The sequence below is a fragment of the Methylobacterium terricola genome (genome assembly GCF_006151805.1).
Taxonomy (GTDB): Bacteria; Pseudomonadota; Alphaproteobacteria; order Rhizobiales; family Beijerinckiaceae; genus Methylobacterium; species Methylobacterium terricola.
On the sequence record NZ_VDDA01000006.1, the window covers coordinates 70,975 to 85,844 of the forward strand.

The window sequence follows — 14,870 nt, forward strand, 5'->3', positions numbered from 1 at the left end:
AGCGGGCAGGGGTTGCACACGGATCGCTCCTCGCCGTGCACCCCGCCTGCTACAGCACCGGCAAAGCCGAAAAGCCGATTCGAGGAACGCCCGTGCCGACCCAAGCGATGCCCGCCGACGGGCTCGATTCCGCCGCCGCCTGGCGGCGCCTCGTCGTCTCCGTGCTGCTGACCACCATCGGCGGCGTCGGCATGTGGTCGGTGGTGGTGGTGCTGCCCGCCGTGCAGGCGGAGTTCGGCGCCGCCCGCGGCGCGGCGTCCTTGCCTTACACCCTGACCATGATCGGCTTCGCCTTCGGCGGCGTGCTGATGGGCCGGCTCGCCGACCGGTTCGGCATCCTGGCGCCGCTGGTGCTCGGCGGGGTGTGCCTGTTCCTCGGCTACGGCGCCACCGCGCTCGCGACGAGCCTGTGGCAGTTCGCCCTGGCGCACGGGATCCTGATCGGGTTCCTCGGCTCGTCGGCCGCCTTCGGGCCGCTGATGGCCGACATCTCACTGTGGTTCGCGCGCCGGCGCGGCATCGCGGTCTCGGTCTGCGCCGCGGGCAACTACCTCGCCGGGACCCTGTGGCCGCCGCTGGTCCAGCACGCGGTGTCGGAATACGGCTGGCGCGCCACGCAAGCCGGGATCGGGCTGTTCTGCCTGGCCACGATGCTGCCGCTGGCACTCCTGATGCGCCGGCGCCCGCCGGTCCAGGCCGTGGCCCGCATCGGGCAGGCAGGGGCGGGCGGCACGCTGGGCCTGCCGCCGAGCGTGCTGCAGGGCCTGCTCGTGGTGGCGGGCCTCGCCTGCTGCGTCGCGATGTCGATGCCGCAGGTCCACATCGTCGCCTATTGCGGCGATCTCGGCTACGGCGTCGCCCGGGGCGCCGAGATGCTGTCCCTGATGCTCGGCTTCGGCATCGTCAGCCGGGTGGCGTCGGGATTCCTCGCCGACCGGATCGGCGGGCTGCCGACGCTCCTCGTCGGCTCGGTGCTGCAGGGCGTGGCGCTGCTGCTCTACCTCGCCTTCGACGGGCTGACCTCGCTCTACGTGATCTCGGCCCTGTTCGGCCTGTTCCAGGGCGGCATCGTGCCGGCCTACGCCATCATCGTGCGCGAGCTGTTCCCGGCGAGCGAGGCCGGCGGCCGGGTCGGGGTGGTCATCATGGCGACCCTGTTCGGCATGGCGCTCGGCGGCTGGCTGTCCGGGGTGATCTTCGACCTCAGCGGCTCCTACGCGGCGGCCTTCGCCAACGGCATCGGCTGGAACCTGCTCAACGTCGCGATCACGCTCTGGCTGGTGCAGCGCCGGGCCGGGCAGGGGCGGCCGGCGCTCGCCTGAGCGGGGCGAGTTCGGCTCAAGTCGAGACCCGGATCCTCTGCCCGACCCTGCGGAATGGAGACGTCGGTATTTCGCACGCTCGAAGTCTATTGCAGTCCTGGTGAAATGCGGTACCAATCAAGGGCCGCTTCGACGCGGCCGCTCCGGCAATCCCGCGCCGTCGCGTGATTGTCACCGTGGCGTCGCCTCTGCGTGTTTACCGTTTTTCCAACGGACCCGCCGGGGCGACGCAACTCTTCGGGCGCTGGCGACTTATTCATGGCAAGGGAGAGCGGTCCAGAGCCACGCCGCCGGCCCATGCCGCTCCGCATCCAACCGATAGGATCATTCACTATGCGTGCGCGTCCCTGCGCCCGACTGCCCCTGTTCGCCCTCCTGGCCGCCCTGGCCACGGCCGGCGCCCCGCTCGTGGCGAGCGCCGCGCCCGCGGTCGACAAGGCGCCGAAGGCCGGAGCCGGCACCACCCGCGACGTCGCCGCGACGGCGAGCGTCGCCACCCCGGCCGCGGAGGCCGACGACGCCCAGTGCTCGACCTCGCGCAAGAAGCTCTTCGTCGACGGCGAGGGCTGGATCGTGCGCCGGGTGACGACCTGCCGCTGACGCGGCCGCGTTGACTGATCGTTGGGGGCCCGTCTCGTTGAGGCGGGCCATTTTTCGTTGGGAGCAGAGCTTGATTGCGGCCTCCGCTCTCGACGCCTCATATCAGCGCCGCGCCTCGATACCAGCAGCTCGGACGGTCCGGCCCTGGAAGCAAGCCTTCATTGTCACCCTTAGGGATTGGGCCTTGCCGATATGACGGGGCACACAGGACGTTAGATTGGAAGTTTCGACACATGCGTGCCCCAAGATATTTTACCCTAAGAACTGCCAAATTTTAAATTTTTTCCACTGCGAGGCATGCCTTTTTCTTAGCTTCGCACTGCATTTTCCACTGCGATTTCTTTCTCTCACAATCAATCTTCTTCCATGGAAACTTACTTCTGCACTCAATATGCTTACCAGAGCATTCTATTTGCTTGCAGTTGACAGCCTGCGCGCTGACCTGGCCTGAAAACAAAACTGTTTGGGCAAACACTATCGCAGCAAACGCCAACCGCATTCTTCCCTCCACCACTTAGCAACGGCATGAAGCCAAGTTCATATTATCGATCCAGGCCAGCCTCTGCACTAAAATTAAATTTAAATTATGTGGAAACTGTTTTCCGAAAATGACATGTATCAGAATTAATTTGATTATGTCAAATTTATTATTTATAAGTCAAATAATATCGCTAGACAACATTGTAAAACACTTGCTTTATTTTGTTTTTTTATTTAATATATTATAATATAGCAGTCTTTATTGGTGCTTCTAATAAACAATACATTGTGATCACCTATCAGCAGATTCCCAGGTCATTATATAAACGCTGATTTTCAAATTTTATACGTAAGTTGATTGATATATGTTATTATAAAAATACATAAACATATTTGGTCCGCCAGCAAAATCATGGCGGATAGAAGCAGATAGCAAAGGGCGCCCGCAGCCTTCGCCGCGGGCGCCCCTCTCATGCCGTCATCCTCGACTCACTGCGCGGCGGTATCCCGCTCGTCGAAGATGTCCCGGTCCTTGGTCTCGGGCACGAGGAGCAGGCCGAGCACGAAGGTCATCAGCGCGATGACGATCGGGTACCAGAGGCCGTAATAGATGTCGCCGGTCTGGGCCACCATCGCGAAGGCGGTGGCCGGAAGCAGGCCGCCGAACCAGCCGTTGCCGATATGGTAGGGCAGGGACATCGAGGTGTAGCGGATCCGGGTCGGGAACAGCTCGACCAGGGCCGCGGCGATCGGGCCGTAGACCATCGTGACGAACAGCACGAGGACGAACAGCAGCCCGATCACGCCGGCCACCTGCGGCCGGAAGATGTCGAACGGGTTCGCCATCTTGACGACCTGGGCGTCGCCGGCCTTCGGGTAGCCCGCCGCCTGGAGCGCGGAGGCCGCGGCCTTGTTGAACTCCGCCGCCGGGGCGCCGGCCGCGAACGGGACCTCGGCGCCGTTGATCCGCACCACCGTCGGCTGGCCGGCCGGCGCGGCCTCGGTGGTGTAGCGCACCGAGGACTTGGCGAGGTAGTCGCGGGCAAGGTCGCACGGTGCGGAGAACACCCGCGTGCCGACCGGGTTGAACAGGCTGCCGCACTGGGCCGGATCCGCCACCACGCTCACCTTGACGTTTTCGATCGCCTTCTCGAGGGCGGGATTGGCCAGGGTGGTGATCTGCTTGAACACCGGGAAGAAGCTCAGCGCCGCGATCAGGCAGCCGGCCAGGATGATCGGCTTGCGGCCGATCTTGTCCGAGAGCCAGCCGAACACCACGAAGAAGCCGGTGCCCATCAGCAGCGCCCAGGCGATCAGGAGGTTCGCCGTGTAGCCGTCGACCTTCAGGATCGATTGCAGGAAGAACAGGGCGTAGAACTGACCCGTATACCAGACCACGCCCTGGCCGGCGACGAGGCCGAGCAGCGCGATGAGCGCGATCTTGGCGTTGCGCCACTGGCCGAACGCCTCAGTGAGCGGAGCCTTCGAGGTCTTGCCCTCCTCCTTCATGCGCTGGAAGGCCGGCGATTCGCTGAGCTGCAGCCGGATCCAGAGCGAGATGCCGAGCAGCAGCACCGAGACGAGGAACGGAATGCGCCAGCCCCACTCGGCGAAGGCGGCCTCGCCGGTGAAGGTCCGCACCGCCAGGATCACCACCAGCGACAGGAACAGGCCGAGCGTCGCCGTGGTCTGGATCCAGCTGGTGTAGAAGCCGCGCCGGCCCTGTGGCGCGTGCTCGGCGACGTAGGTCGCGGCCCCGCCATACTCGCCGCCGAGCGCCAGCCCCTGCGCGAGGCGCAGCACGATCAGGATGATCGGCGCCGCGATGCCGATCTGGGCGGCGTTGGGCAGGATGCCGACGATGAAGGTCGACAGGCCCATGATCAGGATGGTGACCAGGAAGGTGTACTTGCGCCCGACGATGTCGCCGACGCGCCCGAACACCAGGGCGCCGAACGGCCGCACCAGGAAGCCCGCCGCGAAGGCGAGCAGGGCGAAGATGTCCCGGGTCGCCGGCGGGTAGGACGAGAAGAACTGCGCGCCGATGATGCCGGCGAGCGAGCCGTAGAGGTAGAAGTCGTACCACTCGAACACGGTGCCGAGGGAGGAGGCCAGGATGACCTTCTTCTCCTCCCGCGTCATCGGGCGCGCGGCATCGCCGGCTTTCCCGAGGGCGGCTGAGCTTGCCATGGGGTGTTCCTCCTTGGGGAGCGTTTCCGTTGAGGGACGGCACGCGTCGGCCGCGCGAATCTTCGCCGCGTCGGGATCGTCGCGTTTCAGGGTGAACCGGGTGTGCGGCGGCGCCTTTCCGCCGGGCGAGGGGATTGCCACCGCCCGCTCGCGCGTGTCCGCCGCTCAAGGGAATCGTTAAGCCGGTCATGCCATCCGGCCTATTCGACAATTCGTCGTGAGACTTAGGTCGTGAGACTTCCGTCGGGGGGATCGGGTCTCGATTCCGATTGGCGTGAAGGTCCGCCTCGCATACGATCCCGCCGTGCTTGCCGGCCCATCATGCTACCGCGGCCCAATGCATCACCGAAAATCTTAAATATTTGTTTGCTTAATTTGCAGATCATAAGCTAGCGACTACAAACACCTACGTTTGTTGTAAGTTATTTTATTTGTCTTGATCGCCGCGATTCGAGCGGCCAAGCCTCTAATTGTCTATTTTATATTGATGATATTCCACACGCAGCAGCGGCGAATGGCCAGGATAGACCATAAATCGCCAATATCGCGAATTTTTGGCATTGCCAGTCAGAAATCGATCGCATACGCCATACTTCTCTCCATTTCTGGAAACGCGACTCATGAAGATTGCGGATGAGATCGTTGCAAATTGGTCTTCGATTCTTCAAACCGGCAATAAAAATGAGCACGATGGCATATACGATTATATAAGATCTAACGCAAACCAAGAAGGCTTCCAAGACATCCCACTCAGGATCACTTATTTTATCCATAAAAGTAAAGATCTTCAATCTTTCTTGCGTGTCTCAGAAAATTTTTTGTCATATCCTGAATTTTGGGATTGGTGTCTCAAGGATTTAGCTTATAACGTCAGCGTATACTGTAAATCGCCTGCGCGCGCGATTCCCCATCTGGGTGCAGCCCATCGGGCCGGCAAGCTCTCCGGGGAGATGATGCTTTTTTCTGCCGTGCAGCACGCTCGCGTCGGTGACGGCGATCTGGCTCTCGGCTTGATCGCAGAGGCCAGCTCGAAATTTCCCGGGCTCGCATCGGAAGCACGTATCCATGAGCAATTTGTTAGACTTGTTGCTCGTTTTCCCTATAAAAAATCCCTTCATATGCTTGAAGAAATCAAAAATATATTTTCCAGCGCAAGCATATCGGATGTCGAAAAGGAAATTAACCGAGCCCTCGACACCGGTACACCCTACCTTCTTCTCCGCCTTGGCGATGGCGAGGGGTCATGCACGATTGTCGACGATAGCGACGAAGCAGAGTATCATGAATATTACAGAGCAAATCGAATCGAATTTGCAGATATATGGTTCAAGGATACTTCCATAATCGATAATCCTGAATTCATAGAGGCGATCAGATTGTTCAATGCCGCCATTCCTGCGGCGGATTGCCTGGGCGGCATCTACGCAGACGCCATCGAGCACGAATACGGGATTGGATCGCGGCGCGGAATCGCCTGGGTTGTCAATACGATGCGGAAAGTCCTGCTGCTTTCCGAGAACGATCCGTCCTGGGCCGCACGAACCTCGGTGCATAGCCTCGTCCTGCATTACGATCTCGTACTGAGCGGAACGCTGGCCCGCCTCCTGCGTGGCCGCGGCAAGATCGGTCTCATCAGTTGCCACGACGATCTGCCGGAGGCGCTTCGGCGCACATACGGGATCAGCGAAGTCGAGCACTTCAAGGTGCCCGGGGAGCAAAGTCACCGGGCCGCTCTCGGCGACCGTGCGGTTGAGGGAGCGCATTGGCCACATCGTTTTCGCGAGCTGTGCGCCGAACTCGATCAGCCAATCGACCGCCGAGGGCAGCTATTTTTGGTGGCGGCCGGCATACTTGGCAAGATATACGCCCATAAACTTAAACGGAGCGGAGCTGTCGTCCTTGACATTGGCGCGGTGGCTGATCTGTGGATGCGGAAAAACACCCGCACGTTTCCTGATCTCCCAGCCGAGCTGGCGATGAAGCCAAAATTCCCTCCGATCAATCTGGTCGATGTCGGCGGACTCGGCGGCATCGGCGCCGAATGGCAACCTTACATCGAGAGCATTCTGCCAGTTGTCTTCGAGCCGAACCCGCCCGAAGCAGCCGCCATTCGGGAGCGCATGGCGGGCATTCAAGGCACGTCGGTCGTCGAGCGAGCATTAAGCAATCGCAGCGAGCGGCGCACCCTCAACGTGACCAAAAGTCTTGGATGCACATCCTTGCTCAAGCCCAACGACAGTTTGCTCTGGCGCTACTCGATCGAGCCGGCATTTCGAATTACTCACACAGTCGAGGTCGATTGTGTACGCTACGACTCTCTCGTCGGTCGCGGCGAGGTACCCCTGCCGGACGCCATCAAAATCGATGTTCAAGGCTTCGAATACGAAGTATTGGAAGGATTTGGAGACACATTGTTTAATTGCCTTGGCATCAAAGTGGAGTCGCATCTATATCCTATCTACGAAGGACAAAAACTCCTCCATGATATCGTGCGATTGCTACGGCCTTTCGGCCTCGCTCTGCGCAAGATCACGTCGGTCGATCATTTCGACGGCGATGTTGTCGAAGTCGACGCATGGTTCACCTGTGATGCCGCGAGAGCTGCTGCGCTCGATCCTGAGAGAGCGGCAAAATTGGCTTTCATCGAGACGGCTTGGGAGCTTCCTCCACATCGCCGCATATTCGGAGCCGATCAGTTCGCCTGATCGGGCACCCGGCACCGTGAGACAGCCGGTTGGGACGGCGTCCTTGCAGACCATGCGGGCGCGGACAAGATCGACGGCATCGTCTATTCGGTGCCGGCAAGCATCGGGGCCGTTGCAGCTCTTCGACCAAGAATCGGGAGGTGGGCGGTTCTGGCAGCCGGATACACCTGATCGAGAAACGGTGCGGGCTACGGCAGAGGATTTCCCAACGTAAGGTTGGTCGATCGGACCTGAGACTGCGATGACTACCGGTATCGCGACGGCGATGAGGACGGGGCGGACCTCACGTGTCACGTTTTCATGTCGACCCCCTGGCGAAGCGCCTCGGTTCCGCGGCCACCGCCGCGGCGGGGCTGGCGCTCGGAGCCCTGGCGCTGGCCGTCGTTCTCCCGCCGGTTTTCCTCGGCTGGTCCAGCGCTCTTCTCAGCACCGGCGTCGCCCTGGCCGTCCCGGGATTGATCGCCACCGTGGCGGGACGCGCGCCGGATTCGATGCGGAGGGCCGGCTGAAGGGCCTTGCCCATATGAGCCTCGACCTCGTGAACAGACCGCTTCCCTCGAAGAAGGAGGCCGAGGAGATCGCCCTGCGCTTTCTCCGGAAGCACGCGCCGGACCTCCTGCCGGTCCTGACGATCCGTTGGATCGATCGCCACGACGAGCCGTTGCGCGCCGTGCGAGACGGCCGCACCGAGGATCTCGCCCTCACCGGCATGAAGGTGAAGATGCGCAATACCGCCGACGGACGCTGGTTCTGGGCGATCGTCGGTGCCGATCGCGAGGTGATCGTTTTCGAGCGCGACATCGTCTGGATCAACATCCCCGGCCGCCGGCAGACCGAGAAGTGGCTTCACGACGGCTGGCTCGTCGAGAAGGGCCTCGCCGCCTCGGCGAGTTGATCCCCCAGATCGGACGATCGCGGCCGACCGTTCGCCCGGGCCGGGACATCGGTGCCAGCCTGGGCGCGGCAGATCCTGCTGGTGATGTGGCGAGCCCTTGATGGGGCGAGCCCTGGCTCATCCGCATTCTGCCACGGCTGGCGCGGTCCTCGCGCGGGAACGAGGATGCCACCCCAGCATTGAACCCTGCGAGTGCCGGGAGCCGGGAAGACACGCCATGCGCCGCGACCTGATCGTCCTCACCCTCGCCGCCAGCCTGATGGGCGCCGGCGCCGAGGCCCAGCCGCTGCGCGGCGACGGGCATCCGGGGCAGGCCGGGCGCCCCCACTTCGCGCCGGGGCAGGGCGGCCGCGCCGCGATCTACGACCTGCGCGGGCGCCACGGCCGGGGCGGGGTGGTCCACGGCCGCCGGTTCGCGGCCTATGGCGGCACCACCTTCGCCGCCCCGCTCGGCCTCTACGGCGGCGCCGGCGCGCTGGAGCCCGGCCTCGTCGCCGAGCCGTATTTCAAGCTGCCGCGGCCGAGCGAACTCGTTCCCTCCGCCTGGGGCGAGGGCACCTACGGCATCCCGACCGTCGCCGGCATCCCGCCCCAGCCGAAGGCCGACCCGGTGCTCTACGTGATCAACGGCGGCGAGCGGCCGGTCGGCGGCGCGCGGGTGGTCTCGGTCCAGGCGCCGCGGCGCTGATCCACCGCGACAGTAGCCCGCAGGAACCCGACGTGGGATGCCGCGTGCAGCGGGCAGTGGGCGCTCGCCTGTCGCACCATGTTTTGTTATGTCCTCCCGGTGACACAGACCTCGCCTCCCGCGTCGCCGACGCTGCACCGCCGAACCCGCGCCGGGAGCGGACGGTCGGGCGCATGAACGGGCCGGCGACACGGCACGACGCGGCCCCCCCCGCCGGGTCCGCGGGCCTCATCGACGGCGCGGCGGATCCTGCCGACGAGGCCGCCTCCTTACGCCGGGAGGTCGAGACCCTGCGTCGGGCGCTCGCCGAGCGCGACGCGTTCCTGGCCGGCGTGGCGCACGAACTGCGCAACCCGATGACCCCGATCCTCGGCCAGGTCGAGCGGCTGCTGGGAGCGGCCGAGCGCGACGCGCCGGAGGGCCGGGTGGCGCAGGGGCTGGCGCAGCTGCGCTGGCTCGTCGAGCGCTACGTGCGCCGGGCGACGACCCTCCTCGACGTCTCCCGGGTCCAGGCCGGGCAGCTCGCCCTGCTGGCCGCGCCCGTGCCGCTCGCCGAGGTGGCGGCCGAGGTGGTGGACGCCCTCGCGCCGATGGCGGCCCATGCGGGCAGCACGGTGAGCGTGACGGTGCCGGAGGATCTGGTGCTCTCCTGCGAGCGCCTCGCCCTCGACCAGATCCTCGACAACCTCGTCACCAACGCGATCAAGTACGGCGACGGCGGCGCGATCGCCGTCTCAGGGGTCCGCGAGGCCGGGGCGGCGCGGATCCGGGTCAGCGACCGGGGCGTTGGCATCCCGCTGGCCGACCAGGCCCGCATCTTCGAGCGGTTCGAGCGCGCGGTGGCCGATCCCGGGACGGCGCCGGTCGGGTTCGGGGTCGGCCTGTGGCTGGTGCGCCGCCTCGCCGAGGCGATGGGCGGCACCGTCGCGGTCGAAAGCCGCCCTGGCGAAGGCGCGACCTTCACGGTCACGCTGCCCCTCCACCAGTAGACGAGACAGCGACCGAGCATGCGGATGACGGGGACGGGACCGAGCATGGGGCAGGCCAGCGCCTATGGCGGGCTGGAGCGGGTCCCGACCGGGATCGCCGGCCTCGACGGGATCCTCGGCGGCGGGCTGTTTCGCGGCGGCGTCTACATCGTCCAGGGCACGCCGGGCTCGGGCAAGACCATCTTCGGCAACCAGGCCTGCTACACGCATGCGGGCGTCCCGCCCGCCCTTCCCGTGCATGCGGGCGTCCCGCCCGCCCTTCCCAAGCATGCGGGCGTCCCGCCCGCCCTTCCCAGGCATGCGGGGGCGCCGTCGGGTCCCGGCGCCGAGAACCGGGCGCTCTACGTCACGCTGCTGGCCGAGAGCCATGCGCGGATGCTCGGCCACATCGCGCCGCTCGGCTTCTTCGACCCCGCGCTGATCCCCGACCGGATCACGTACCTGAGCGCCTTCCGCACCCTGCAGGACGAGGGGCTGGCCGGCCTTCTGACCCTCCTGCGCCGGGAGACCGCCGCCCGCGAGGCGAGCCTCGTCGTCCTCGACGGCCTGGTGGCGGCGGAGGAGACCGCCGCCTCGGCCCTCGCCTTCAAGACCTTCATCCACGAATTGCAGACCCAAGCCGCGGCCACCGGCGTCACGGTACTCCTCCTCACCAGCGCCTCGGCCGGGGCCGACCTGGTGGCGGCCGAGCACACGATGGTGGACGGGCTGATCGCCCTGTCGAGCCGGCTCGTCGGCCGGCGGGCCGAGCGCGAGCTGGAGGTGCGCAAGTTCCGCGGCAGCGGCTTCCTGCGCGGGCGCCACGCCTTCCGCATCACCGATGACGGGATCTGGGTGTTTCCGCGCATCGAGGCGTCCCTGCGGGTGCCGAGCCGGCGCGACCACGTCGAGGGCGCGCCGCTGACCACGGGGCTTCCCGCCCTCGACGCGATGCTGGGCGGCGGCCTGCCGCACCATTCCACCACCCTCGTCGGCGGTCCCGCCGGCATCGGCAAGACGACGCTCGGCCTGCAGTTCCTCGGCGCCGATCCGGAGGCGCCGGGCCTGCTCTGCGGCTTCTACGAGAGCGAGGCCGCGATCCTCGCCAAGGCGCGGGCGCTCACGCTGCCGGTCGCCGGCCTGATCGAGACCGGCCAGGTCGCGGTGACCTGGCAGCCCGCGACCGAGGGGCTGATCGACGAGATCTGCACCGACCTCCTCGAGACGATCCGGAACCGGGGGGTCCGGCGCGTGTTCATCGACGGTCTGGACGCGATGTGCCGGATCGCCGGGGATCAGGACCGGATCGTCCGCATCTTCGCCGCCCTCACGGCGGAGCTGAGGGCGCTGGGCGTGACAGCGATGTACACCCGGGAGACCGATCTGCGCGGCACCTTCCTCGATGCCCCCTCCGGCGAGTCGTCCCTGCGGCAAACCTCCAGCGTCGCCGAGAACGTGGTGCTGATGCGCTCCTGCGCCCTGCGCTCCGGGTTCCATCGCCTGATCGCCGTCGCCAAGGCCCGGGATTCGCGGATCGACCCGCGGCTGCGCGTCTTCGACATCCGGACCGGCGGCCTGGCGATCGACGACGGCCCGGACCGGGCCGAGGCGGTCCTGTCGGACCGCGACCCCACGAGCCGCAGCGGGGAATAGGCCCGTGGCGAGCGTGCTCATCGTGGACGACGAGTTCGGCATCGCCGAATTGCTGGACGCCGTCCTGGCCGATGACGGCCACACGGTGGTCACCGCGGCCAACGGCCGGCAGGGTCTCGCCCGCATCGCGGCGGCCCGGCCCGACCTGATCTTCCTCGACTTCATGATGCCGGTGATGGACGGGCCGGCGATGCTCGCCGCCCTCGCGGCCGACCCCGGGACGCGCGGCATCCCGGTCGTGCTGATGAGCTCGATGCCCGAGGAGACCGTGCGCGAGCGCGCCTCCGGGCACGCCGTCTTCCTGCGAAAGCCCTTCCGCATCAAGCAGATCCGCGACCTCGTCGCGCAGCTCGCGGCCGACCGCCCCGATACTTGACTGAGTCAAGTGATTGGACGATCCTGCTTCCCGACGGGAGGCGGGCCGATGATGCAGGGCGGGGCGGTCGACGAGACGGCGATCGGGGCGGTGCGGGCCTTCGGCCGGTTCTACACCCGGCAGATCGGCCTCCTGGAGGAGGGGCTGCACCGCAGCGCCTTCTCGCTCACCGAGGCGCGGGTGCTCTACGAGCTCGCCCACCGCGACGGGCTGACCGCCTCGCTCCTCGGCCAGGATCTCGGCCTCGATGCGGGCTACCTGAGCCGCCTGCTCAAGCGCTTCGAGGCGCAGGGCCTGGTCACCCGCCGGGCCGCCGCGGGCGACGGGCGGCGCCAGGTCCTGGCCCTGACGCCCGGGGGGCAGGCCGCCTTCGCGCCCCTCGACGCGGCGTCGCGGGAGGAGGTCGGCGCCCTGCTCGGGCGGCTGTCGGCCGGCGACCGGGCGGCCCTCGTCGGCGCGATGGCGCAGGTGCGCCGGCTCCTCGGCGATCCCTCCCAGGAGAGGGAGGCTGCCACCTTGCGCGACCTGGCGCCCGGCGACATCGGCTGGATCACCCACCGCCAGGCCGTGCTCTACGCGAGCGAGTACGGCTTCGACCTCTCCTTCGAGGCCCTGGTGGCCGAGATCCTGGCCGGGTTCGTGCGCGACGGCGATCCGGCCCGTGCCGGGGCCTGGATCGCCGATCAGGACGGCGACGTCATGGGAAGCGTGTTCCTGGCGCCGCAATCGGACACGGTCGCGAAGCTGCGCCTGCTCTACGTCGAGCCCGCCGCACGCGGCCAGGGGCTCGGCCGGCGCCTCACCGAGGCCTGCATCGCCGGCGCCCGGGAGCGCGGCTACCGGCAGCTGACGCTCTGGACCAACGACGTGCTCACGGCCGCCCGGCGGATCTATGCCGGGGCGGGCTTCCGCCTCGTCGAGTCGGCGCCGCACCGCTCGTTCGGGCAGGATCTGGTGGGGGAGACCTGGGTGCTGGACCTGTGAGGGGGGCGAACCACGCTACGGCTCGTGCGCCTTCCCTGTCATTCCCGCATCCGCCGGCCGGCTGCCGCGGTCACACCTTCTCCAGCGCCATCTCCAGGAAGCCCAAAGCATCCTCGACGGCGCAGCGCCGGACCTCGGAGCGGCCGAGATCGCCGTAACGGCGCTCGATGTGCCGGGTCGCCCGGCCGGCGGCGACGAGGCCGAAATGGACGAGGCCGACGGGCTTCGTCGCCGTCGCGCCGCCGGGACCGGCGATGCCGGTGATGGCCAGCGCCACGTCGGCGCGGGAATGGGCGAGCGCCCCCTCGGCCATCGCCCGGGCCACCGGCTCGCTCACCGCGCCGTGGGCCGAGATCAGGTTGAAGTCGACGCCGAGGATCTCGGCCTTCGCTTCGTTGGAATAGGTGACGAAGCCGCGCTCCACGACCTGCGAGGAGCCCGCCACCTCGGTCAGCAGGGCGGCCACCAGGCCGCCGGTGCAGGATTCGGCGGTGACGAGGCGGGCCTGGCGCTCGCGATAGGCGGCGATCAGCACGCTCGCCCGGGTGATGAGGGCGGCATCGAACATCAGGCGCGCGCCTCCGGCAGGCGGATGGTGGCGGCGGCCTGGGCCGCCAGGCCCTCGGCCCGGCCGACGAAGCCGAGCTTCTCCGTCGTCGTCGCCTTGATCGACACCGCCGAGAGCGGCACGCCGGCGATCTCGGCGATCCGGGTGCGGATCGCGTCGCGGTGGGCGCCGATGCGGGGCGCCTCGGCGAGCACCGTGATGTCGAGATGGTCGATCACCCCGCCGCGCTCGGCCACCCGCCGCACCGCGTCGGCGAGGAACTGGTCGGAGGAGGCGCCGCGCCAGCGCGGGTCGCTCGGCGGGAAATGGACGCCGATATCGCCGTCGGCCAGCGCGCCGAGGATCGCGTCGGTCAGGGCGTGCAGCACCACGTCGCCGTCCGAATGGGCGAGCACGCCGCGATCGGCCGGGATGCGCACGCCGCCGAGCCACACGTGGTCGCCCTCCGTGAAGGCGTGGACGTCGAAGCCGGTGCCGAGGCGGGTCAGAAGCGTCATGGCGGTCATATCCTGGGCGGCGCCGGAATCGGGCGAGAAGGCGCGGTCCGCCTCGACGAGGTCGGCGGCCTGGGTGATCTTGCGGTTGCGCAGGTCTCCGGGGAAGACCGCCACCGGCAGGCCGGCCCATTCCGCGAGCGCCCCGTCATCGGTGAAGCCGTCGAGCCCTTCCGCGGCGGCGCGGCGGTGGGCCTCGTGCAGGAGCGCGAAGCGGAACGCCTGCGGGGTCTGGACCGCGCGCAAGTCCTCGCGCCGGGGGGTCTCGCGCACCCGGCCGTCCGGCTCGACCACCTTGATGGTGTCGCTCACCGGCACCCCCGGCACGGCGGCACCGTGCGTCTCGGCTGCCGCGATCGCCCGGTCGATCAGGGCGTCGTCGACGAAGGGGCGGGCGGCATCGTGCACCAGCACCAGATCGGGGGTCCCGTCCCGGGCCAGCGCCGCGAGCCCGGCCCGCACGGAGGCCTGCCGGGTGGCGCCGCCCTCGACGGGCCGGGCGAGCTTGGCCTGCGCCCCGGGCGACAGGTCGCCCAGGCATTCGCCGTAGAAGGCGGCGGCATCGGCGGCGATCACCACCTGGATCCGCGTGACGCCCGGATGGGCGGCGAGCGCCGCCAGGGTCCGGGTCAGGACCGCTTGGCCGCCGACGCGGCGATACTGCTTGGGCGTGTCGCCGCCGACGCGGATGCCGCGCCCCGCGGCGACGACCACCGCGGCGATCTGGGGAAGGGTCAAAAGGGTCGCTCCCGGGATTGCCCGCTCCTTAGCCGGGGCGGTCCGGCGAGGCAAATGCACCAGGGGAAGGGCGGTGCCGCGTGGGCGGGGCGTCCCACCTCATGCAATCCCGCGCCAGGGCCATTCCCGCCATGCAGCAAAGACCGGCTCTCGCCGCGTTCCTTCGGCGGCTGGCGGCGGTTATCGTCGCCCCGACGGACCTGGATCGG

At 67.1% G+C, this 14,870-nt stretch carries 13 protein-coding genes; 10 read left to right on the forward strand and 3 right to left on the reverse strand.

Annotated elements, in window-relative coordinates; translation table 11 throughout:
- Positions 1 to 107 precede the first annotated feature (107 nt).
- Positions 108 to 1,322 (forward strand): MFS transporter, encoded by a 1,215-nt coding sequence (locus FF100_RS15920; protein ID WP_139036846.1) that lies wholly within the window; start codon positions 108 to 110, stop codon positions 1,320 to 1,322.
- Between the two features lie 333 nt (positions 1,323 to 1,655).
- Positions 1,656 to 1,922 carry a hypothetical protein gene (locus FF100_RS15925; protein WP_139036678.1) on the forward strand — a complete coding sequence of 89 codons (267 nt, stop codon included), beginning with the start codon at positions 1,656 to 1,658 and terminating at the stop codon, positions 1,920 to 1,922.
- Positions 1,923 to 2,891: 969 nt separating this feature from the next.
- Here the strand turns inward: FF100_RS15925 and FF100_RS15930 are convergent.
- The gene (locus tag FF100_RS15930) at positions 2,892 to 4,544 is read right to left on the reverse strand and encodes an MFS transporter (protein ID WP_139036847.1); all 1,653 of its coding nucleotides are present in this window, start codon (positions 4,542 to 4,544) and stop codon (positions 2,892 to 2,894) included.
- A gap of 668 nt (positions 4,545 to 5,212) precedes the next feature.
- Between FF100_RS15930 and FF100_RS15935 the strand changes: the two genes are divergently transcribed.
- The 8 genes from FF100_RS15935 (at position 5,213) to FF100_RS15975 (ending at position 12,861) form a co-directional block, all read left to right on the forward strand.
- Positions 5,213 to 7,297 (forward strand): FkbM family methyltransferase, encoded by a 2,085-nt coding sequence (locus FF100_RS15935; protein WP_139036679.1) that lies wholly within the window; start codon positions 5,213 to 5,215, stop codon positions 7,295 to 7,297.
- Between the two features lie 287 nt (positions 7,298 to 7,584).
- Positions 7,585 to 7,806: a hypothetical protein gene (locus tag FF100_RS15940; RefSeq protein WP_139036680.1), complete on the forward strand. Its 222-nt coding sequence runs from the start codon at positions 7,585 to 7,587 to the stop codon at positions 7,804 to 7,806.
- Positions 7,807 to 7,835: 29 nt separating this feature from the next.
- Entirely contained in the window at positions 7,836 to 8,192 is a 357-nt protein-coding gene (locus FF100_RS15945; protein WP_205824903.1) for a hypothetical protein, read from the forward strand.
- Between the two features lie 217 nt (positions 8,193 to 8,409).
- Positions 8,410 to 8,880, forward strand: a complete 471-nt coding sequence (locus tag FF100_RS15950) for a hypothetical protein (RefSeq protein WP_139036682.1) — start codon at positions 8,410 to 8,412, stop codon at positions 8,878 to 8,880.
- 173 nt (positions 8,881 to 9,053) lie between these two features.
- Positions 9,054 to 9,869 carry a sensor histidine kinase gene (locus FF100_RS15955; protein WP_139036683.1) on the forward strand — a complete coding sequence of 272 codons (816 nt, stop codon included), beginning with the start codon at positions 9,054 to 9,056 and terminating at the stop codon, positions 9,867 to 9,869.
- 45 nt (positions 9,870 to 9,914) lie between these two features.
- Positions 9,915 to 11,501, forward strand: a complete 1,587-nt coding sequence (locus FF100_RS15965; RefSeq protein ID WP_246102111.1) for an ATPase domain-containing protein — start codon at positions 9,915 to 9,917, stop codon at positions 11,499 to 11,501.
- Positions 11,502 to 11,505: 4 nt separating this feature from the next.
- Complete coding sequence (locus FF100_RS15970; RefSeq protein ID WP_139036684.1) at positions 11,506 to 11,877, forward strand: response regulator; 372 nt, start codon at positions 11,506 to 11,508, stop codon at positions 11,875 to 11,877.
- A gap of 48 nt (positions 11,878 to 11,925) precedes the next feature.
- A complete protein-coding gene (locus FF100_RS15975) occupies positions 11,926 to 12,861 on the forward strand; it encodes a bifunctional helix-turn-helix transcriptional regulator/GNAT family N-acetyltransferase (RefSeq protein ID WP_139036685.1) in 936 nt (311 codons plus the stop codon).
- 70 nt (positions 12,862 to 12,931) lie between these two features.
- Here the strand turns inward: FF100_RS15975 and FF100_RS15980 are convergent, their stop codons facing one another.
- On the reverse strand, positions 12,932 to 13,432 hold the full coding sequence (locus FF100_RS15980; RefSeq protein ID WP_139036849.1) for a CinA family protein: 501 nt from the start codon (positions 13,430 to 13,432) through the stop codon (positions 12,932 to 12,934).
- Complete coding sequence (locus tag FF100_RS15985; protein ID WP_246102112.1) at positions 13,429 to 14,661, reverse strand: bifunctional 2-C-methyl-D-erythritol 4-phosphate cytidylyltransferase/2-C-methyl-D-erythritol 2,4-cyclodiphosphate synthase; 1,233 nt, start codon at positions 14,659 to 14,661, stop codon at positions 13,429 to 13,431. Before FF100_RS15985 ends, FF100_RS15980 begins: the two co-directional genes overlap by 4 nt.
- Positions 14,662 to 14,870 lie beyond the last annotated feature (209 nt).